This is a genomic window from Bradyrhizobium sp. CB1717, from assembly GCF_029714325.1.
Classification (GTDB): domain Bacteria; phylum Pseudomonadota; class Alphaproteobacteria; order Rhizobiales; family Xanthobacteraceae; genus Bradyrhizobium.
The window spans coordinates 1,646,547-1,664,890 of sequence record NZ_CP121666.1; the positions used below are offsets into that span (position 1 = coordinate 1,646,547).

Consider the following 18,344-nt stretch of genomic DNA (forward strand, 5'->3'; position numbering starts at 1 on the left):
GCGGACGATTCGGGGGCTTTGCCGTGGCGTATGGTTAGGGGAGTCTTAACGGCGGAGGCGCGGCGAGGCGAATGCGCGGCTCGGCCGGTGCTTCGCTCCCTCGCCCCGCTTGCGGGGAGAGGCGAAGATACTACCAGCTCTTCTTGAATCCCGCCGTCACGCTCTTGTTGATCGCGCCTTGCGAGGTCTCGCCGACCGAGCCGGAGACGGTGACGTTGTCGAACAGCTTCTGCTCGGCGCCGAACTTGCGTAGCCATTTGTCGTCGGTGGTCGACAGCGTCTGGCCCGCGCTGATGCTGGTGCCGGTGTCGGTGATGGTGACCTTGGCGGACTGATCGGTCTCGTAATTGCGCGTGATGTGGCCGCCGATGCCGGGGACGGCGGTGGTGCCCTGCTGGTTGACGCTGTAGCCGTTCTGCAGCGTCAGCTGTGTGTCGCCAGACAGCGGCATCGATTTGGTCAGCGACGCCCCAATCTTGCTCTGCTCGGAGCCGGGGTCGACGCGGGCTTCGACCGCGGTCTTGTCCCAGATCACCCCCGCGCCCGGCGCGGTCGCGGTCGCCCAGGCGCTGCCGGAGGATTGCGGCAGGCTGCCGCCATTGGCGGCCTTTTGTGCCAGGAGCTCGGACATCGTCCGCGGCTCGCTCGCCACCGTCATGTCGGCGCCGATCCGCGTATCCCAGAACTCGAACACCGACTGCTTCACGGTCACCGCCGAGGAGCCATTGGTGTTGGCGTTCGACGACCAGTTCAGTCCGCTATTGGCCGCGGCCTGCGCGCGCTTCTTGGCGGCGATGATGTCGTTGAGCGTGCCGGCGTCGATGGCGAGCTGGCTCCAGTCGAGCTTGTCGACGTCGATGCCCTTCATCACGTCAGGGTCGTTGGCGCTGGGAGCCTCCGCCGTCTCGGCCTCCTCCTCGTCGGACGCCGCGGCCGGGCCGGGGGAGAAGGGCGGAATGATCTGCGCCGAGACGGTCAGCAGCGATCCCAAGATGAATGCGGCCGCCAGCACCGGCAGCCTGGCCCAGCCAAAACCCGTCGAGAATTCCATCGTCCTGCCCGCGAACCCCAGCGCATGCTGCCGCCAATATAGTGCGGCCATCCGCCATGCGCCATTCCGCAGCGAGGATGCTCACCTATCGTTGCGAAATTGTGGCGACTCGCCTCGAGACGCCTGGCTTGAGACGCTTGGCTGGGGACGCGAACCAACGGGCCGCGCGAAGGGCGCGCGCCCGATGACGGCTTGCCAGCGACGGCATCCGGCGGGGCTGGAGGCCAGGACGTCGCGGTCGCCTTTTCATCGGTCCCGAAAAGCGGGGCCCGTTGGCGTCCCCCTCAGCCGACGCTGGTCATCTTCGGCAGATGAATGGCGCGGCCGAGTGCCTGCTCGACCAGGTCGAAGGTGTCGATCAGCACCCGCATGCTGATGAGCTTGCCCGCCCTGAATTGGGCGAATTGCGCGACGCGCAAGGAAATCGGCTTGTTGGAATCGAGCGCCGTCAGCGAATAGCGCAGCATCGAGGCGGCGGAATCCACGCCCAGCATGATGCTCTCCCGGTCGAAGCGACGAACTTGGAAATTGTCGGCGAGCTGGCGGATGACGTCGAGCACGGCGTCCTTGCCCTGGCGCGCGCCGAGGAATGGAAACATGTCGATCGGGCCATAGAGCGCCCACTCGACATCCTCGTCGATCAGGGTCTCGATATCCTCAAAATGCCGGTCGTTGATCGCACGGTGCAATGCGCGCGAGAAACGCCAGAGGCTGTGCTCTGTCATTTGGGCAGTCCTGACGCTGGCTTGCAGAAAAAACGGAAAACAACCCCATGCACCGTAAAGGTGCCGCGGGGCGCTCAACTCATTTGTATGCGAACGAAATACTCGATTTCGGCCAAAACGCAATTCACGTTTTCGCAATGCACAATTGACTGTGCTTTGTGAGATTTACAACAAAACCCCGTAATCTACCGGTCCCCGGGGTCGTCTACCGATCCCCGTGGACGACGGGTTCCCGCTCGATGGCGATCGCATCGTCCCGCAATGCCAGCAGGCCGAACAGCACCGCGCCGCCGATCCCGCCGATCGCAGCGCCCAAAGGCATGAAGGTGAAGAACACCAGCATGCCGTTTTGTCCTTCGAAATTCGAGGTTTGCGCGATTTCGACGAAAGCGAGCCCGGCCCCGATGCCGAGCGCGGCGCCGCCCAGCGTTCCCAGGAACAGCCCCAAAACAGCAAGCAACACGACTTTCATCGGCCCATCACCCCAGCCGGCGTGCACAACGCCCCGGAGTAGGTCTGCGAGGCGGGGAGGGAGGTTCAAACGGCTTGGTAGAGATGCGCGAGCGAGCGCCACCCGCTCGGTGTCGTCCTGGCGAAAGCCAGGACCCATTACCCCGAATGCCAGTGTGGCGGCACATCACGACCACCAGCCTGCCCATTGCAGAAGCCGGTGGGTATGGGTCCTGGCTTTCGCCAGGACGACGCCGGGGAATACGCGGGAGGGGCGCGACGACAACAGTGCTACCTGTCCACCCCCGCCCCCGTGATCAGCGGCCCGATCTCGCGCTCCAGCACCTGCTGCACCAGGTCGTAGGAATCGATGATCTCGCGGATCTCGACCACCAGCCCGCCGCGGAAGGTGTAGAACACCGCCATGTCGAACTGCACGATGCGGCCGTTGCTGCGCTTCCTGAAATAGGTCTGCAAGTAGGTCGCGACCGCGTCGCCGTCGGCGAGGATGTGCGGCGCCTTGTAGCGAACTTCCGAATAGCGCGACCAGACCGTCTGCCAGAGCTCGCGCAGCTCTTGCTTGCCGTGGCGCGGCACCATGTGCGGCAGCACGTCGATCGGCGCGTGGGTGAGGAAGTCGACGTCGTCGGTGCAGCACGCCAGTGCGGCCTCGATATCGCCGCGCGCGAAGGCGTCGAGCAGATGCACGACCCGCTGCCTGTTCAACGATTCCACCGTCATGCCGCGTCGCCCTCATTGCCATGACCCGCGAACGCTATCGCGCAGCCCGCGCGTGCTTCAATTCGCAAGAACACAGGCTGATTGCAGACTATGACGCGCGGGCGCAATGCCCGGTTCATGGGGGTGCAATGACGGGTTGTGCGCCTGTTCGCCTGCAAGAAAACGAGCAGCTATCGCGTCCCAGAGATGACGCCGCGTGCATATCAGCCGACACCTCGTGCAAAGCCCGCGCAAGGGAACCTAGAGAGGCAGCGGCAAGAGCGGAGCCAGGTGAACGGGCAGGGGAAGCTGTAGGGCTGTCCTTCCCGGCGAGTGAGGCGGCCGCTGGCCTCTCACTTCCTCCCCCTTGCGGGGGAGGGACGGGGAGAGGGGTGGCCACGAACGCTGACCTCTCTCGGAGCCACCCCTCTCCCTAGCCCTCCCCCGCAAGGGGGGAGGGAACGCAGCGGAGTTCGTGGCTACATTCGTGTGAACGGCGAAGCCGTAAAGGCGCGTGACCCATCTCACATCAGCCTGCGCCTGCCGCAGCTACCGTCATCCCCATGTCATCAGGGAGACGTGCCATGGCCGCCATCGCCGCCGCGAGAAAGTCCCGCCTGCACAACGCGCTCGAAGGCCTCGCGCTGACCGCGACACTGCAGAGCTTCCCGACCTTCGCCACTGCGGCCTTCCTGCTCAAGCTCGTCGGCAACCACGACCTCGTCGGCGACCCCGGCGTCGCCATCTTCGTCGCCATCGCCTCGCTCGCCCACGCGATGCTGGCCGTGACCCTCGGCCCGAGTTCTCCCGCCGTCTTCAAGACCGTCTACGAGCCGAAATTCTTCGAGGCCCATCTATCGCTCTCCGCCAAGATCACGGCCTGGCGCACCCAGCCGGCCGCCTCGCTCCAGCTCATGACGATCGTGTTGCTGCTGTCGGTGATGGCGGTGGTGACGGCGAGCGTGGGGTGAGGGGGTAATCTTTCCGCGTGTCATTCCGGGGCGCCGCAGAGCGGCGAGCTATGACGCGCAATTGCGCATCTGAGAATCTATAACCACGAACGTCGCCGATAAACCTGCGCCCCCTACCTCTTCTTCCACCCACCCCTTCGCCCCGGCGCTCCACCCGTCGACTTCGGCGCCGGCCCGAACTCCGGCCCCGACTGCCGTGAATCCGTCGGCTGAATGATCCGGCTCGTACTTCCGAACGGCTTTGACGGCAGCGTCTGGTTGGCGCGGTAGGGCAGGGATTCCGGGCCGTGCATCTCGTCGAGATGCGGCTTGTGTACTTTCGAGCCGCTGCCGGCGCCGCTGGCCTTCAGCGCGGAGCTCACCGTTTTCTTCTTCATCGCGCTGACGGGGAGGTTGGCGGCGTCGCCGTATTTCTTCGCGCCGGCATAGGCACCGGCCTTGCCCGCAACAGTGCGCTGCTTCGCGGTGGGATCGTCCACCACCGCAAGCTCGGTCGCGCGCAGGCGCTTGACTTCGTCGCGCAGGCGCGCGGCTTCCTCGAAATTCAGGTCGGCGGCGGCCTCGCGCATCCTTGTTTCGAGATCTGCCAGCACGGCCTCAAAGTTGTGGCCGATCGAGATGACGTCGTCTGTCATGTCGTGGCCGCCGACCTCGACCAGCACGTGGTCGCGCTCGTAGACCGAGTTGAGGATGTCGCCGATCTGCTTCTTCACGCTCTCCGGCGTGATGCCGTTGGCGGTGTTGTACTCGACCTGCTTCTCGCGGCGGCGGTTGGTTTCGGCGATGGCGCGCTCCATCGAGCCGGTCATCTGGTCGGCATAGAGGATCACCTTGCCGTCGACGTTGCGCGCGGCGCGGCCGATGGTCTGAATCAAGGACGTTTCACTGCGCAGAAAGCCTTCCTTGTCGGCGTCGAGGATCGCGACCAGCGCGCATTCGGGAATGTCGAGGCCTTCGCGCAGGAGGTTGATGCCGACCAGCGCGTCGAAGGCGCCGAGGCGGAGGTCGCGGATGATCTCGATGCGCTCGATGGTGTCGATATCGGAGTGCATGTAGCGGACGCGAATGCCCTGCTCGTGCAGATATTCGGTGAGATCCTCCGCCATGCGTTTTGTGAGAACCGTGATCAGCGAGCGATAGCCGGCTTGGGCTGTGGCACGGACCTCTCCGACGAGATCGTCGACCTGCGTGCGGGCCGGGCGGATGTCGACGGGCGGATCGATCAGGCCTGTGGGGCGAATGACCTGCTCGACGAACACGCCGCCGCTCTCGTTCAACTCCCAGCCGCTCGGCGTCGCCGACACCGCGACGGTCTGCGGCCGCATCATGTCCCATTCCTCGAACCGCAGCGGGCGGTTGTCCATGCAGGACGGCAGACGGAAGCCGTATTCGGCCAGCGTCGCCTTGCGGCGGAAGTCGCCGCGGAACATGGCGCCGATCTGCGGGATGGTGACGTGGCTCTCGTCGGCGAAGATCAGCGCGTTGTCGGGCACGTATTCGAACAGCGTCGGCGGCGGCTCGCCGGGGCGGCGTCCGGTGAGGTAGCGCGAATAGTTCTCGATGCCGGCGCAGCTCCCCGTCGCCTCCATCATCTCCAGGTCGAAGGTGGTGCGCTGCTCCAGCCGCTGCGCTTCGAGGAGGCGGCCCTGGTCGTGCAGCTGGTCGAGCCGCTGCTTCAGCTCGAACTTGATCGACTTGATCGCCTGCACCAGCGTCGGGCGCGGCGTCACATAGTGCGAGTTGGCGTACATCTTGATGAATTCGAGCTCGTCCTGCTTGTGGCCGGTGAGCGGGTCGAACTCCTCGATGGTCTCGATGCTGTCGCCGAACAAATTCACGCGCCAGGCGCGGTCCTCATAGTGCGCCGGGAAGATGTCGATGACGTCGCCCCTGACCCGGAAGGTGCCGCGGGTAAAATCGGCCTGGGTGCGCTTGTACTGGAGCGCGACGAGGTCGGCGATGAGCTGGCGCTGGTCGATGCGCTCGCCCTTCTTCAGCGCGAAGGTCATCGCGGTGTAGGTCTCGACCGAGCCAATACCGTAGATGCAGGACACCGACGCCACGATGATGACGTCGTCGCGCTCCAGCAGCGCGCGCGTCGCCGAGTGGCGCATGCGGTCGATCTGCTCGTTGATCGAGGAGTCCTTCTCGATATAGGTGTCGGTGCGCGGGACGTAGGCTTCCGGCTGGTAGTAGTCGTAATACGAGACGAAATACTCGACCGCGTTATCGGGGAAGAAGTTCTTGAACTCGCCGTAGAGCTGGGCCGCCAGCGTCTTGTTCGGCGCCAGGATCAGCGCCGGGCGCTGCGTCGCCTCGATCACCTTGGCCATGGTGTAGGTCTTGCCGGAGCCGGTGACGCCCAGCAGCACCTGCGAGCGGTCGTTGCGCTTGATGCCTTCGACCAGCTCCTTGATCGCGGTCGGCTGGTCGCCGCGCGGCTCGTAGGACGATTTGATCTCGAAGCGCACACCGCCTTCGGACTTTTCAGGGCGCGGCGGCCGGTGCGGCGTCCACACCTTCATGGAGCCGTCGCCCTTGCGGAACTCCGGACGGCCCTCGCGGATCAGCGACTCCAGCGCGTCGGCAGTCGCCTTGACGCCGAGCGCTTCCATCTTGGAACGCGGCGGACGCGCCAGCGCTTCCGCGTCGTCCTCTTCGGTGGGCAGACCGAGCTGACGCGCCAGTTCCGGATCGAGCGTCGGGATCGTTGCGGCGGTGCCGTAATTGGCTTGCGGTGCCTCGTCCAGGCCCGCCGGGCGGTCGCTGGGGAAGTCCTTCGGCGTCGAGGCGCGTGCGCGATGCGCGGCGGCCTCGCCTCCGGCGCGGCGGTCGCGCGAATTGTCCGGCGGCGGCTGCAGGCCGGTGCCCGAGCCAAGCCCGGCATCGCCGCGATTGATCGCGGGATTGAGCAATTCGGCCAGCGCCGGCCCGATCGGCTGCACGTCAGGCCGATGCGCCTTCGAGTTCGGGGCCTTGGATTTGGGGGATTTCGGGGGAGCAGGTTTCTTCGCCATGGGGCGAATATGGGACGAGTCCGCCCCTCAATAAAGGGCGAATGACCCGCCAAGCTCAGGCTGCTGACAGCAGGTTGGCAGCAGGTCTGCGCGCCACGCGCCGACAGCGGTGGTCCCGCCGTCGGCACCTCATTTCAGGCACCGCGGCCAGGGGCACCGGGGCCGCGTCGGCCGCGCGGCCGGCTCGCGGCAAGTTCAATTTTGGGTTGATAGATGTGAATAAATCGACTTGAATGGAACCGGGAGGACATGCAGATGCTGGGGCCTGCACTGAGCTTGCTTCTCGCGGAATTGCACAAGCGTCCGGACGATCGGACCGACTATGAGGAGCTCCTTTATGCCGAGCTCCTCGATCTCTTCGACAATTCGGCCGTCATCGCGCCCGGCATCGAAACCGCGCCCTTGATGAAGTCCCTGGTGAAATCCAAGGCACAGCGCGCGGCAAAAGCGCCCCCTAAACTGCACGCGCGCCCCTTCAATGAATATTTTCAGCACATCATCCGCCCGGCCGATGAGGATGAGAACCGTCCGCGGGTGCAAATCAATTGCGGCCAAAAGGATTGCCCCAACAAGAAGTACAGGCCCGAGTGATGCCGTTCACGATCGGAAACCGAAACCCAGCGAGAATTCCCGGTGATTTTCAGATCGCGCCAGCGCAAGCCCATACGCCGAACGATGCGGAGCGAGCGATCCTCGACAACATTGCGCGCGCGCTCGATCAGCTCGTCGCGCAGGCGGCGGCCGATACCAGGGCCCATGTTCGCGACAGCATCCTGCAGGCCCGCGTAGCGTTCAGGGCGGCGCAGATTGCGGTGCTGCGCGCGGTCGGAGATGAACTGGTCAACGGCCCCGTCGACATCGCCGCGACGACCGATCGCTCTGTCGAGATCGCGAGGCGAGTCAACACCAGCGTCCCGGACGTGACACTCGTAGACGCCGCGACGCCGCGCTTTGCCGGCGAGGTCGGAATCGCGGTCGTCAATTATATGCCTGATCAAGCCGAGCAGGCCTATCTCGACGCGCATCAGGAGACGATCGACGGTTTCGCCGCCGATGAGGCCGCGGATTTGCGTGCCAATTATCTGGAGCCCGCGCTGCAGGCGCGTCGCGCGCAGCGCGCCGAGGCGATCGACAAGCTCAAGGAGACCTTTTCCTTCTGGAAAGCTGCGGAGGTCAGGTCGGGTGTGGCGGCAGCCAACGTGTCCTACGCCACCGGCTTTTACGCGGCGCAGCGCGCCCGGCTGAAACGCAAGCTTTTCACCGTGAGTGCTGTGCGCGGCACAGACCGGGATGACAGGTACAATGTCGCGCTCGACATAACCGTTGCGGACGGACTGCCGGCCCCCAACGACCAGCCGACGCAGGACCAGCGCGACCTCTATGTCGAGATCAGCAGGGCCGAGACGATCATCGATGCGGTTTGCCGTCAGATACGTGCGCGGGCTCACTCGCGATGGTGGCCGCGCGAGGAGGACGATCAGCGGGGCTTGCGGCTGCTCGGTGAATATATCGACAAACTGATTGGAATCGCGCGGATCGGGCTCGAGCAGCCGCACACCCAGCTCGCGAAACTCGCGATCAACAGCCTCCGCGAGGAATTCGTTGCGCGGGAAGCCCGGGAAATCCTGAACAGGTATGTGCGCCGCCTTGGCGGATGGTCCTTCAGCTTTGCAGCGGTGTTTCTGATCATGTACGTCGCGGCCAGGAACCACGCGTGTGACAATGCCGGGCCTTGCGACTCATGGTGGTATGCGCACAGGTCGTTCCTGCTTGCCGCGACCGGTGCGTCCCTGGGGACCTGGGCCTCGTTCTCGGTGCGTCAGATCAATCTGACGTTCGAGCAGCTCGCGACGCCCGAAGACCAACTGCTCGATGCGCCGTTGCGCGTCATTTTCGTGGTGGTGCTGACGATGGCCGCCTGCCTCCTGTTCTGGACAGGCGCGATCAATGTCAAAATCGGCGATCTCGACACTCAGGCGAGCTGGTTCGCCAAGACCGGCAGTGTCGCGATCCTGATCGGATTCTTCTGCGGATTGTCGGAACGCGCGCTGTCGTCGGCGATCGCCGGGCGGGCGACGGCCTTTATCGGCGGCATCGCTGGCGGCCGCTAGCGGTTGGACATGTGAAGGGCTGGCGCCTTTACGCCGCAGGCAGCGGTCCGTCGTCGTCCTCAGTCGTACCGCGCGGCTTCAGGACGTCGAGATGGATGCCGCCGCAATCGGTGCAGCGCATGGTCCAGTACTCGCATCCGGCGCGGCCGCCGATCACACGGAGCACCGTGAGATCGCCGTCGCAGTCGGGGCATCTCGACAGCACCGATCGGGCGTAGGATCGGGCCAGCGGCTGGGTCTCTTCGATCTCGATAGACGACATCACCGGTTCCTCGTTGCGCGCCGCGCTGTGCTGAAAGGCCTATTCGTCGTCGCTGTCGGCGCGCCGGCGGAAGCGATCGATGTGATGCTTGGCGTCGGCGATCGCGGCGTCCTGGTCGGGCCAGGCGAAGCCGACCTCCATGGCCGGAAACAGCACGCCGTCGATGGCAACCGGGCTGAAATCGGCGCGCCGGATGCGGGCGTGCCACAGTCCCTTGCCAGCTTCGAAGGATTCGATGTCAAAGCCGTCGTAGAGGGTCGTCATTGCTAGTCCCCAAAGTGGTCCGTACGTGTCTTGTTGGAGGGGCAAGGGACCACGTTTGCGGATTTGTGGATGTGAAGCCGTTCACAAGGGGCCGGCTTTTTTGCCTGAACGGCGTCAGTTCCGCGCGGAACTGCGGCCGGCGCGCCGCACGGGGCGGGTCGCGGGTTCCGATGCCGCGCGCATGATCCAGCGGCGGAACGCGGCGAAGTCGCGCTGCTCGGTCTGGAAGCTGCGATAGAGCAGGTACCAGCGCATGCCCTTGGGGACGGAGAGATCGAACGGGGCGACCAGACGCCCGGCGGCGAGATCGTCGTCGATATAGGGCCTGATCCCCATGGCGATGCCGAGACCGTCGGCGGCGGCTTGCAGCGCCTGACCGTAGAACTGGAACTCCGGCCCGCGCGCGTTGATGCGAGGCAGGTTCGCGGCCTTCAGCCAGATCGGCCAGTCCTCAGGCGAATGTGCGACGCGGATCAGGCTCGGTCCCCTGAGATCGGCCGGCCGCTTCAATGAGGCGGCGAGGCGGGGAACGCAGACCGGCGTGAGGTCGCCGGCAAACAGCGGCTCGGCGACGAGGCCGGGCCAGTCGCCGGTGCCGAGCTTGATGCCGCAATTCCAGTCCTCGCCGAACGGCACCAGCGCGCCGCCGGTGGTGAAGCGCACCTCGATGTCGGGCTCCTCGCTGCGAAACTCCGACAGCCGCGGGATCAGCCAGCGCATCGCAAAGGTGTGGCCGACGCCGATGGTCAGCACGCGCACGCTGGACGGCGCCGTCACCTGCGCGGTCAGGCTTGCCAGCGCATCGAAGATCGGGGTCAGCCCGCTCTGATAGGCGCGGCCGGCCTGCGTCAGCACCAGGCGGTTGGCCTTGCGCTCGAACAGCGCGACGCCGAGGCGTTCTTCCAAGAGATGCACCATGCGGCTGACGGCGGCCGCCGATACGCTGAGCTCGAGCCCGGCCGCAGCAAAACTGCCGGTCCGCGCCGCCGCCTCGAATGCCTTGATGCCGTTGAGAAACAGCAGCCGCCGCAAATGATTCACCCTCAGGAAAGCTGATGCCAGGGCAAGATAACTCAGTTTGCGGAGAAGGGGCAAGCGAGGCACAACTTGCAGCGTAGATTTAGGCTGATTTGTCGAGAGCGCCGCGGCTTCTTCGCCTCTCCCCGCAAGCGGGACGAGGGAGTGCACGCAATCTGCTTCCCTTATTCGCCACCAGGAGAACTCCATCGTGACGCCCACATGATCGCTGCCCTTGGATTGCTGATGGTCGGCACCGCGTTTCTGTCGGGGCTGTTCGGTATGGCGGGCGGGCTGATCCTGATCGGCGTGCTGCTGGCGTTGATGCCGCTGCCGACCGCGATGGTGCTGCATGCGATCACGCAGATGGCCTCCAACGGCTGGCGTGCGTTCTTGTGGCGGGCGCATATCCGCTGGCGGCCGGTCGCGAACTACATGGTCGGCGCTGCCATTGCGCTCGCCGCCTGGTCCATCACCCGCTACGTGCCGGACAAGCCGACGGCGTTGCTCCTGCTCGGCGTCACCCCGTTCATGGCGCGGCTGCTGCCGTCAAACATCAAGCCGGATCCTGACAGGCTCTGGCAGGGCACCGTCTATGGCACGATCTGCATGGGCTTGATGCTGATGACCGGCGTGTCGGGGCCGTTGCTCGACACCTTCTTCCTCGGCGGCGACTTCGGCCGGCGCGAGAAGGTCGCGACGAAAGCGATGTGCCAGCTCGTCAGCCATTTCACCAAGCTGGTCTATTTCGGCGGCATCATCGATCAGGCGGCGAGCCTCGATCCCGTGCTGGCCGGCGTCGCCATCGCAGCCTCGATGCTCGGTACCACGCTGGCACGGCGCATCCTCGAAGCCATGACCGACCAGCAATTCATCGCCTGGTCCAACAAGCTGATCACCACCATCGCCTGCTATTATATCGCCTATGGCGGCTGGCTGCTGGTTCGCACGCCAGTGCTGGCCGCTTTCGACAAGGGAGGTTTGCAATGAGCGAGACCGCCGATCCGCTGGTGCTGGACTTCGTCGAATGGGTCGCGCGCGAGCCGCGCGCCTATGCCGAGGTGATTTCGACCTGGAAGACCTCGTGCCCGCGCCTCACCATCTGGGAAGACGCCGCCGACCGCGGCTACGTCGCGCGCGAGACGCTGCCCGGTGTGGGGCTGGTTATCGCGGTGACGGAAGGCGGCGAGAGGCTGCTGCGAACCAACGGGCGGTGAGCCCGTCGCATCCAGCCAGCGCTACCGCGAAGGCGCCGCAAGCCGCGGCCGGATGATCTCGGCCATGCGCTCGGCCGAGGTGCCCGGCGGAAAGAAGCCGAGATATCTTCCGTCGCGGTCCATCAGGTAGATGAAGGAGGTATGGTCGACCGTGTAGTCGCCGGCCTTCTTGCCGATCGGGATCTTGGCAAAATAGACCTTGTAGGCCTCTGCCGCTGTCCCGATCGCGGCGAGGCTGCCGGTCAGCCCGAGCAGCCGCGGATGAAACAGCGGCACATATTCGGCGAGATGCTCGGCCGTGTCGCGTTCGGGATCGAGCGTGATGAAGACGGGCTGGACCGCGTCGGCATCCGGCCCGAGCTGCTCGAGCGCCTGTCCGATCGCCATCAAATCGGTCGGACAGACGTCGGGGCAATAGGTGAAGCCGAAATAGACCAGCATCAGCCGTCCGCGGAAATCGCGGTCGCTGCGCGGCTTGCCGGTCTGGTCGACCAGTTCGAACGGGCCGCCGACCGGCTCCCGATTCCACATCAGGATGTCCATGGTCTCGGCGGCCGAGCGCGCCTGCGCCGCGCCCGCGCAGGCGAGCATCAGCATCACGCACAGCCAGGCGCGCGCGCCTCGCATCACAGCCCGAAGGTGAGGCGGCTGCCCGTCGTCGTCACCACCACCTTGCCCTCCATCTGGGCATTGGCTTCCTGTGCGAAGTTGAGCCCGCTGCAATGCATGGGCACCACGACATCAGGATTGAGCGCCTTGATCTCGCTCACGACCTGCGTGAGGTAGTCCTTGGGCGCGGGGCCGAGATGGAAGCCGCCGACGATGGCGTGCACTTTCTGGATGCCCGACACCTCCTGCGCCTGCTTCACCGAATTGACGATGCCGACATGGCCGCAGGACGAGATCACGACGAGGCCGAGATCCCGCACGTTGAAGCAGGTGGCGTGCTCGTGGATGTGCTCGTCCGGCACGATCTTGCCCTCCATCTCCGCGGGCAGATAGTGGCCGACATTGCAGCCCAGCCCGTCCTTGATGCCGAACTCGACCAGCGTGTTCGGCAGCACGCGCTCACCGCTGCGCCGGGTGATCTTGCCGGTGGTGAAAGCATGGTCCGCGATCACCGTCGGCGTTTCGCACAGCACGGTCGTCACCTTCTGCGCCGCGAGCTGCCGCCGGTCGAGCGTGCCGAAATCGGCGAACTGCCCCTGCGTCGGCGTCGGGTTGAGGCGATGGCAGAAATTGTCCTCGCCGCCCGCATAGAGCTTGAGGTCGGCGGGCAGCTTGTCGCGGAACTTGTCGAGGAAGCCGTTCAGGCCGCCGAAATGATCGTAATGGCCGTGGCTGACGATCAGCGCGTTGAGCTTGGCCGGATCGACGCCGATCAGCGCCATGTTGTTGAGCAGCACCTCCGGCGTGTAGCCGTAGTCCAGCATCAGCGTGCGCTGGTTGCCGCCGCCTTCGGATTCCAGCCAGAGCGACAGGCCCCATTCATTGTGCAGCGATTTGCGGAAATCGCTGCCGCGCGCGGCCGGCGCGATCGAGACGCCGTTGATCTGCTTGGGGCGGAAGAACAGGTCGAAACTCGAATCCACCAGCACGCGGATCGACAGCTTGTCGACGGTCGGAACGGCAATCGGCGCGGCGCTCGCGATCTCGATGCAGGTGAAGGCGTTGGCGGCCGCGGCTCCGGCGAGCGCTGCCGAGCCCAGAAGGAAATCGCGCCGTGGAATGGTTCTCGTCATTGCAATGCCTCCCGATGTCTGAAATGCCCGAGCTTAGGTCCAATCCGGAAGCGGCTCAACAAGTCGTGGCATCTCCGCGCCGTCAGTCTTGCCGGGCATGAGCGTGCTCGTTGATTGACAGCCCGGTAGGATGTTACGAAATTTATGCAACTGCATCCTTGCCTTTCGGACCACACTGTTCGCCAATCAACGGGACCAACCATGTCACTCAAACTCTACGAACTCGTCGGCACCGACGCCGCGCGCCCCTTCAGCCCGTATTGCTGGCGCACGCGGATGGCGCTCGCGCATAAGGGCCTGTCGGCGGAGACGCTGCCCTGGCGCTTCACCGAGAAGAGCGCGATCGCGCCGCACGGCTCGGAGAGGGTGCCGGTGTTGCTGCATCACGACAAGCCGGTGGTCGACTCCTGGGTAATCGCCAACTACCTCGAGGACAATTTCCCGGATCGCCCGTCGCTGTTCGGCGGCGAGGGCGGGCGGGCCATGGCGCGCATGATCAATGCGTGGGGTGACATCGCCATCGTCGGCGGTCTCTCTCCGCTTGTTATCGCCGACATCCCGAACAATCTCGCCGAGGTCGACGCCGCCTATTTCCGGAAGTCGCGCGAGGCGCGGTTCGGCAAGGGCCTGGAAGAGGTCCAGGCGAGCCGCGACACCGCCATCGTCGCGTTCCGCAAATCGCTGGAGATCATGCGCCAGACGTTCAAGACGCAGCCGTTCCTCGGCGGGCAGGCGCCGAACTATGCCGACTACATCGTGTTCGGTGGTTTCCAATGGGCGCGCGTGGTGAGCCCGTTCAAGCTGCTGGAGGTGGACGATCCGGTCTACGCCTGGCGCGAGAAATTGCTGGATGCGTTCGACGGCATGGCGCGCAAATCGCCGGGGTTTGAGGTGTAGGGCGGGCCTTCGCCGGGACGACACCGAAGGTGTGGCGATCTCTCTCGCATCTAGCGAGCAGCGCTCGCCTCCGCTGCAGCCTTGCGCAAGCACTCCCGGCACAGGCAATCCTCGCCCTTGACCGGCATCGGCAGCCGCGCCGTCTCCTCTGCGCACCAGCAATTGCCCGACAAATCGCAGCCGAATTCACTGCCGCAGCGGGCGCAGATGAGGCGGCGCGCAAGTGCCGGCGCTGACGGCATTTCTTTCGGAATTGTCATGATTTGCCCAAAAGCTGCACCGTCATTTTCATGTCGGGTTCATCTGTTGCTGCGGTATATTATGCGCCGAGCACGCATCAGGAAAGCGGTTGGCAATCCGCGAAGGACAAATCGATGGCCCGCGATTCGCAAGCCGCCCTCGTTGCGCTCAACCGTTTCGGCTTCGGCGCCCGCGGCGGTGCCTCCGGCGACCTCATCAATGCAGCATCCGATCCGCGCGGCTTTGTAAAGGCGGAACTGGCCCGTCCCAATGGCGTGCTGCTGGAGGCGCCGGGCCTGCAATCGACGCCGCAACTCGGGCAGGCGGTGTTTGCCTATCAGGACCAGGTCAAGCAGGCGCGCGAGGCTGCCAAGGAAACTGCCAAGGAAACTGCCAAGGCCGCCGCGCCCGCGGAGACGCCGCCGCAGGCGCCCGCCGATCAGAAGCCCGCTCTGCGCCGCAACCTCTCACTGAACACAGCCGCAACCGAGATCGCCGGCCAGATGGCGGACGCGAAGCCGGCTGAGGCGCCGGCCAGGCCCGAGACGATGCAGCCCAACGCGGCCACGCCGCCGGCCGCAAAACCCGCGCCGCAACCGCTCAACGTGATCCAGAAAACCTTTCGTGCCGAGGCGCTCGCGCGCCTGCAGCGCGCGACGCTGGTCGAATGCGGCTTCACCGAGCGTCTCGTCGTGTTCTGGTCCAACCATTTCTGCATCTCCGCGAGCAAGGGCGAGCTGGCGCGGATCTGGGCCGGCGCGTTCGAGCGCGAGGCGATCAGGCCGCATGTGCTCGGACGCTTCGCCGACATGCTCAAGGCCGTCGAGCAGCATCCGGCCATGCTGTTCTTCCTCGACAACCAGCAATCGCTGGGTCCGGACTCGCGCGCAGGGCAAAACCGCAAGCGCGGGCTGAACGAAAATCTCGCGCGCGAGATCATGGAGCTGCATACGCTCGGCGTCGGCGGCGGCTACACGCAGGAGGACGTCACCTCGCTCGCGCGCATCATCACCGGCTGGACCTATGCCGGCCGGCAGGGGCAGCTCGGCACACCAGGCTCCTTCGTGTTCAACACCAATGCGCACCAGCCCGGGCCGCAAATGCTGCTCGGCAAGACCTATGAGCCGACCGGCCTTGCGCAGGGCGAAGCCGCGCTCGCCGACATCGCCCGCCATCCATCGACCGCGAATTTCATCGCGACCAAGTTCGTCCGTCACTTCGTCGCCGACGAGCCACCGCCGGCGCTCGTCGCGCGGCTGCGCGATGTCTTCGTCAGGACCGACGGCGATCTCAAGGCGATGGCAACCGCATTGGTCGATGCCGACGAGGCCTGGAAAGCGCCGCTGACCAAGATGCGCAGCCCTTACGATTTCCTGGTCGCGAGCGGCCGGCTGCTTGCGCGGGTGCCCGAGGATCCCGGGGCGTATCTGAACAATCTCAACCTGCTCGGACAGCCGCTGTGGTCGCCGGCAGGGCCAAACGGTTTCCCGGATACCAGCGCCGCCTGGGCCGCGCCCGAAGGCATGAAGCTCAGGCTCGACATCGCCGCGCAAATGGGCGCGCGGCTCGGCAACAACATCGACCCGCTCGACCTGCTGGAATTCGCCGCGGCCGATGCGGCCTCGATCGAGACGCGCCGCACCATCGAGCGCGCAGAGTCGCGCCAGCAGGCGCTGGCGCTGCTGCTGATGTCCCCGGAAATGCAGAGGAGATGAAGATGATCGACTGCGTCGAGAACCGCCTCCTCACCTCGCGCCGCGGCCTTCTGCTCGGCGGCGCCTCCTTCGCGGCGTGGGCTTACTTGCCGAAATTCGCGCGCGCCGCTGGCGGGCGTGATGCCAGATTGATCGTCGTGATCCTGCGCGGCGCACTCGACGGGCTCTCGAGCGTCGCGCCGCTCGGTGACCCCGATTACGCCGGCCTGCACGGTTCGATCGCCCTCACGGTCGATGGCCCGCATCCCGCGATCATGCTCGACAGCTTCTTCGCGCTGCATCCGGCGATGCCGGAGTTCGCGCGCATGTATCGCGACAGGCATGCTGCGGTGATCCATGCGGTGGCGACGCCCTATCGCGACCGCTCGCATTTCGACGGCCAGGACGTGCTCGAAAGCGGCTACGCCGGCCCGGGCCGCGTGCAGTCCGGCTGGCTCAACCGTGCGCTGGAGGCGCTGCCGCGCGGCGAGCGCGTTTCGAGTGGGCTTGCGGTCGGTCCGACCACGCCGCTGGTATTGCGCGGCAATGCGCCGACGGTCGGCTGGGCGCCGGTCGCGCTGCCGCAGGCCGACGACGACACCGCGATGCGGCTCGTCGATCTCTACCGACACCGCGATCCCGCGCTGGCCTCGGCGCTGTCGCAAGGCTTGCAGCTCGACAAGGTCGCAAGCGGCGACGACATGAAGCCGAAGGGCGGCAATCAGGTCGCGCAGATGCGCCAGGTCGCGCGCGGCGCGGCCAAGCTGATGGCGGCCGACGATGGCCCGCGCATCGCCGCGCTCGCCTTCGACGGCTGGGACACGCACGCCAATGAGGGCGGCCCCGTGGGGCGTCTCGCCTTCCTGCTCGGCGGGCTCGACGGTGCGCTCGCGGAATTCGAGAGCGGCCTCGGCGAGCGCTGGCGCGACACCGTCGTCGTCGTCGCCACCGAGTTCGGCCGCACCGCGCGCATCAACGGCACCGACGGCACCGATCACGGCACCGGCACCATCGCGCTGCTCGCCGGCGGCGCCGTGAAAGGCGGCCGCGTCATCTCGGATTGGCCGGGCCTCAAGCTCGCGAACTTGTATGAGGCCCGTGACCTCAAGCCCACAACGGACCTGCGCGCGGTGATCAAGGGCGTGCTGCAGGACCAGTTTGGCCTGTCCGATCGTGTGCTGGCGGAGACGGTGTTTCCGGACAGCGCAGGCGCAAGACCGATGAAGGGGCTGGTGGCTTAACCCACCCCGCTCTTCTGCGGGGAGAGGTCGGATTGCCCCGGCGATGCGCAGCATCGTCCGGCGCGATCCGGGTGAGGGGCAGGGCACACTGTTGCCACGAACCAAATCCCTCCGACTCGCAAGACCATTGCGGTTGAGCGGACCGCATCTACAATTCACACCAAACTCGCGGAGACAGCCCCTCACCCCACCCTCTCCCCGTAAGAACGGGGCGATGGAGCGAGAGAGCGGTGCGTCCATCACGGGTGGGGGCAGGGCAATGCGCAGCCATAGCGAAAAAGTCATCCGACTCGCACGGCGCTTGCGTGCGGATCAAACAGATGCCGAGACCGTTCTCTGGAACCGCATTCGCAATCGGAGGATCGATGGGCAAAAATTCGTCAGGCAGGAGCCGATCATCGGCTACATCTGCGACTTCGTATGCCGCGAGAAACGGCTCATCATCGAAGTCGACGGTGGACAGCACAATGAATCCGCGGCAGATGCAATTCGTGACGAACGCTTGAGAGAGAAGGGGTACAAGGTGCTTCGCTTCTGGAACAACGATGTCCTTGGGAATATCGAAGGTGTTCTCACCGTAATTCAGGCTGAACTCGCGACGGCAGGAGGTGTGACTTAACCTCTCCCCGCACTTCTGCGGGGAGAGGTCGGATTGCGCAGCAATCCGGGTGAGGGGCAGGGCATGCTGTTGCCAAGAGGGTAGTCCATCCGACTCCCACATTGAC

20 protein-coding genes are annotated in these 18,344 nt (G+C 65.4%); 9 read left to right on the forward strand and 11 right to left on the reverse strand.

Annotated elements, in window-relative coordinates; all coding sequences use genetic code 11:
* Positions 1-130: 130 nt before the first annotated feature.
* From QA649_RS07845 to QA649_RS07860, 4 genes are all read right to left on the reverse strand, one after another.
* Complete coding sequence (locus QA649_RS07845) at positions 131-1,051, reverse strand: hypothetical protein (protein WP_283025989.1); 921 nt, start codon at positions 1,049-1,051, stop codon at positions 131-133.
* Between the two features lie 284 nt (positions 1,052-1,335).
* On the reverse strand, positions 1,336-1,776 hold the full coding sequence (locus tag QA649_RS07850) for a nuclear transport factor 2 family protein (protein WP_283023670.1): 441 nt from the start codon (positions 1,774-1,776) through the stop codon (positions 1,336-1,338).
* Positions 1,777-1,981: 205 nt separating this feature from the next.
* Positions 1,982-2,248, reverse strand: coding sequence for a hypothetical protein (locus QA649_RS07855; protein ID WP_283023671.1), 267 nt, complete (start codon positions 2,246-2,248; stop codon positions 1,982-1,984).
* A 269-nt stretch (positions 2,249-2,517) separates the two neighbouring features.
* A complete protein-coding gene (locus QA649_RS07860; protein WP_283023672.1) occupies positions 2,518-2,967 on the reverse strand; it encodes a nuclear transport factor 2 family protein in 450 nt (149 codons plus the stop codon).
* 563 nt (positions 2,968-3,530) lie between these two features.
* Between QA649_RS07860 and QA649_RS07865 the strand changes: the two genes are divergently transcribed.
* Positions 3,531-3,917 (forward strand): hypothetical protein, encoded by a 387-nt coding sequence (locus tag QA649_RS07865; RefSeq protein WP_283023673.1) that lies wholly within the window; start codon positions 3,531-3,533, stop codon positions 3,915-3,917.
* Between the two features lie 113 nt (positions 3,918-4,030).
* Here QA649_RS07865 and uvrB read toward each other — a convergent pair whose 3' ends face one another.
* A complete protein-coding gene (gene uvrB, locus QA649_RS07870; protein WP_283023674.1) occupies positions 4,031-6,934 on the reverse strand; it encodes an excinuclease ABC subunit UvrB in 2,904 nt (967 codons plus the stop codon).
* Between the two features lie 249 nt (positions 6,935-7,183).
* Here uvrB and QA649_RS07875 point away from each other — a divergent pair, with 249 nt between their 5' ends.
* Together QA649_RS07875 and QA649_RS07880 are read left to right on the forward strand one after the other, a co-directional pair.
* Positions 7,184-7,525 (forward strand): hypothetical protein, encoded by a 342-nt coding sequence (locus QA649_RS07875; RefSeq protein ID WP_283023675.1) that lies wholly within the window; start codon positions 7,184-7,186, stop codon positions 7,523-7,525.
* Positions 7,525-9,045 (forward strand): hypothetical protein, encoded by a 1,521-nt coding sequence (locus tag QA649_RS07880; protein ID WP_283023676.1) that lies wholly within the window; start codon positions 7,525-7,527, stop codon positions 9,043-9,045. Before QA649_RS07875 ends, QA649_RS07880 begins: the two co-directional genes overlap by 1 nt.
* Positions 9,046-9,073: 28 nt before the next feature.
* On the opposite strand, the gene QA649_RS07885 is transcribed toward QA649_RS07880, so the two are convergent.
* The 3 genes from QA649_RS07885 to QA649_RS07895 form a co-directional block, all read right to left on the reverse strand.
* Positions 9,074-9,307 carry a hypothetical protein gene (locus QA649_RS07885; RefSeq protein WP_283023677.1) on the reverse strand — a complete coding sequence of 78 codons (234 nt, stop codon included), beginning with the start codon at positions 9,305-9,307 and terminating at the stop codon, positions 9,074-9,076.
* Between the two features lie 39 nt (positions 9,308-9,346).
* Positions 9,347-9,571, reverse strand: coding sequence for a hypothetical protein (locus QA649_RS07890; RefSeq protein WP_130365388.1), 225 nt, complete (start codon positions 9,569-9,571; stop codon positions 9,347-9,349).
* 114 nt (positions 9,572-9,685) lie between these two features.
* Entirely contained in the window at positions 9,686-10,603 is a 918-nt protein-coding gene (locus QA649_RS07895; RefSeq protein WP_283023678.1) for a LysR substrate-binding domain-containing protein, read from the reverse strand.
* Between the two features lie 207 nt (positions 10,604-10,810).
* On the opposite strand from QA649_RS07895, the gene QA649_RS07900 reads away from it, so the two are divergent.
* Together QA649_RS07900 and QA649_RS07905 are read left to right on the forward strand one after the other, a co-directional pair.
* Positions 10,811-11,578, forward strand: a complete 768-nt coding sequence (locus QA649_RS07900) for a sulfite exporter TauE/SafE family protein (RefSeq protein WP_283023679.1) — start codon at positions 10,811-10,813, stop codon at positions 11,576-11,578.
* Positions 11,575-11,805: a hypothetical protein gene (locus QA649_RS07905; RefSeq protein ID WP_018648319.1), complete on the forward strand. Its 231-nt coding sequence runs from the start codon at positions 11,575-11,577 to the stop codon at positions 11,803-11,805. The genes QA649_RS07900 and QA649_RS07905 overlap by 4 nt, the downstream gene beginning before the upstream one ends.
* Before the next feature lie 21 nt (positions 11,806-11,826).
* On the opposite strand, the gene QA649_RS07910 is transcribed toward QA649_RS07905, so the two are convergent.
* Together QA649_RS07910 and QA649_RS07915 are read right to left on the reverse strand one after the other, a co-directional pair.
* Entirely contained in the window at positions 11,827-12,402 is a 576-nt protein-coding gene (locus QA649_RS07910; RefSeq protein WP_283025990.1) for an SCO family protein, read from the reverse strand.
* 29 nt (positions 12,403-12,431) lie between these two features.
* Positions 12,432-13,547, reverse strand: a complete 1,116-nt coding sequence (locus tag QA649_RS07915) for an MBL fold metallo-hydrolase (RefSeq protein WP_283023680.1) — start codon at positions 13,545-13,547, stop codon at positions 12,432-12,434.
* A 201-nt stretch (positions 13,548-13,748) separates the two neighbouring features.
* Between QA649_RS07915 and QA649_RS07920 the strand changes: the two genes are divergently transcribed.
* Positions 13,749-14,444 carry a glutathione S-transferase family protein gene (locus QA649_RS07920; RefSeq protein ID WP_283023681.1) on the forward strand — a complete coding sequence of 232 codons (696 nt, stop codon included), beginning with the start codon at positions 13,749-13,751 and terminating at the stop codon, positions 14,442-14,444.
* 50 nt (positions 14,445-14,494) lie between these two features.
* On the opposite strand, the gene QA649_RS07925 is transcribed toward QA649_RS07920, so the two are convergent.
* Positions 14,495-14,704, reverse strand: coding sequence for a cysteine-rich CWC family protein (locus QA649_RS07925; RefSeq protein WP_283023682.1), 210 nt, complete (start codon positions 14,702-14,704; stop codon positions 14,495-14,497).
* Positions 14,705-14,818: 114 nt separating this feature from the next.
* Between QA649_RS07925 and QA649_RS07930 the strand changes: the two genes are divergently transcribed.
* The 3 genes from QA649_RS07930 (at position 14,819) to QA649_RS07940 (ending at position 18,238) form a co-directional block, all read left to right on the forward strand.
* Positions 14,819-16,399, forward strand: a complete 1,581-nt coding sequence (locus QA649_RS07930; protein WP_283023683.1) for a DUF1800 family protein — start codon at positions 14,819-14,821, stop codon at positions 16,397-16,399.
* Positions 16,400-16,401: 2 nt separating this feature from the next.
* On the forward strand, positions 16,402-17,619 hold the full coding sequence (locus QA649_RS07935) for a DUF1501 domain-containing protein (protein WP_283023684.1): 1,218 nt from the start codon (positions 16,402-16,404) through the stop codon (positions 17,617-17,619).
* Between the two features lie 259 nt (positions 17,620-17,878).
* A complete protein-coding gene (locus QA649_RS07940) occupies positions 17,879-18,238 on the forward strand; it encodes an endonuclease domain-containing protein (protein ID WP_283023685.1) in 360 nt (119 codons plus the stop codon).
* The last annotated feature ends 106 nt before the right edge of the window (positions 18,239-18,344 follow it).

Excerpts from the sequence above, each read along its gene's own strand:
- QA649_RS07845 (WP_283025989.1), bottom strand. The coding sequence starts at position 1,051 with ATGGAATTCTCGACGGGTTTTGGCTGGGCCAGGCTGCCGGTGCTGGCG.
- QA649_RS07850 (WP_283023670.1), bottom strand. The coding sequence starts at position 1,776 with ATGACAGAGCACAGCCTCTGGCGTTTCTCGCGCGCATTGCACCGTGCG.
- QA649_RS07855 (WP_283023671.1), bottom strand. The coding sequence starts at position 2,248 with ATGAAAGTCGTGTTGCTTGCTGTTTTGGGGCTGTTCCTGGGAACGCTG.
- QA649_RS07860 (WP_283023672.1), bottom strand. The coding sequence starts at position 2,967 with ATGACGGTGGAATCGTTGAACAGGCAGCGGGTCGTGCATCTGCTCGAC.
- QA649_RS07865 (WP_283023673.1), top strand. The coding sequence starts at position 3,531 with ATGGCCGCCATCGCCGCCGCGAGAAAGTCCCGCCTGCACAACGCGCTC.
- uvrB (WP_283023674.1), bottom strand. The coding sequence starts at position 6,934 with ATGGCGAAGAAACCTGCTCCCCCGAAATCCCCCAAATCCAAGGCCCCG.
- QA649_RS07875 (WP_283023675.1), top strand. The coding sequence starts at position 7,184 with ATGCAGATGCTGGGGCCTGCACTGAGCTTGCTTCTCGCGGAATTGCAC.
- QA649_RS07880 (WP_283023676.1), top strand. The coding sequence starts at position 7,525 with ATGCCGTTCACGATCGGAAACCGAAACCCAGCGAGAATTCCCGGTGAT.
- QA649_RS07885 (WP_283023677.1), bottom strand. The coding sequence starts at position 9,307 with ATGTCGTCTATCGAGATCGAAGAGACCCAGCCGCTGGCCCGATCCTAC.
- QA649_RS07890 (WP_130365388.1), bottom strand. The coding sequence starts at position 9,571 with ATGACGACCCTCTACGACGGCTTTGACATCGAATCCTTCGAAGCTGGC.
- QA649_RS07900 (WP_283023679.1), top strand. The coding sequence starts at position 10,811 with ATGATCGCTGCCCTTGGATTGCTGATGGTCGGCACCGCGTTTCTGTCG.
- QA649_RS07905 (WP_018648319.1), top strand. The coding sequence starts at position 11,575 with ATGAGCGAGACCGCCGATCCGCTGGTGCTGGACTTCGTCGAATGGGTC.
- QA649_RS07910 (WP_283025990.1), bottom strand. The coding sequence starts at position 12,402 with ATGCTGATGCTCGCCTGCGCGGGCGCGGCGCAGGCGCGCTCGGCCGCC.
- QA649_RS07915 (WP_283023680.1), bottom strand. The coding sequence starts at position 13,547 with ATGACGAGAACCATTCCACGGCGCGATTTCCTTCTGGGCTCGGCAGCG.
- QA649_RS07920 (WP_283023681.1), top strand. The coding sequence starts at position 13,749 with ATGTCACTCAAACTCTACGAACTCGTCGGCACCGACGCCGCGCGCCCC.
- QA649_RS07925 (WP_283023682.1), bottom strand. The coding sequence starts at position 14,704 with ATGACAATTCCGAAAGAAATGCCGTCAGCGCCGGCACTTGCGCGCCGC.
- QA649_RS07930 (WP_283023683.1), top strand. The coding sequence starts at position 14,819 with ATGGCCCGCGATTCGCAAGCCGCCCTCGTTGCGCTCAACCGTTTCGGC.
- QA649_RS07935 (WP_283023684.1), top strand. The coding sequence starts at position 16,402 with ATGATCGACTGCGTCGAGAACCGCCTCCTCACCTCGCGCCGCGGCCTT.
- QA649_RS07940 (WP_283023685.1), top strand. The coding sequence starts at position 17,879 with ATGCGCAGCCATAGCGAAAAAGTCATCCGACTCGCACGGCGCTTGCGT.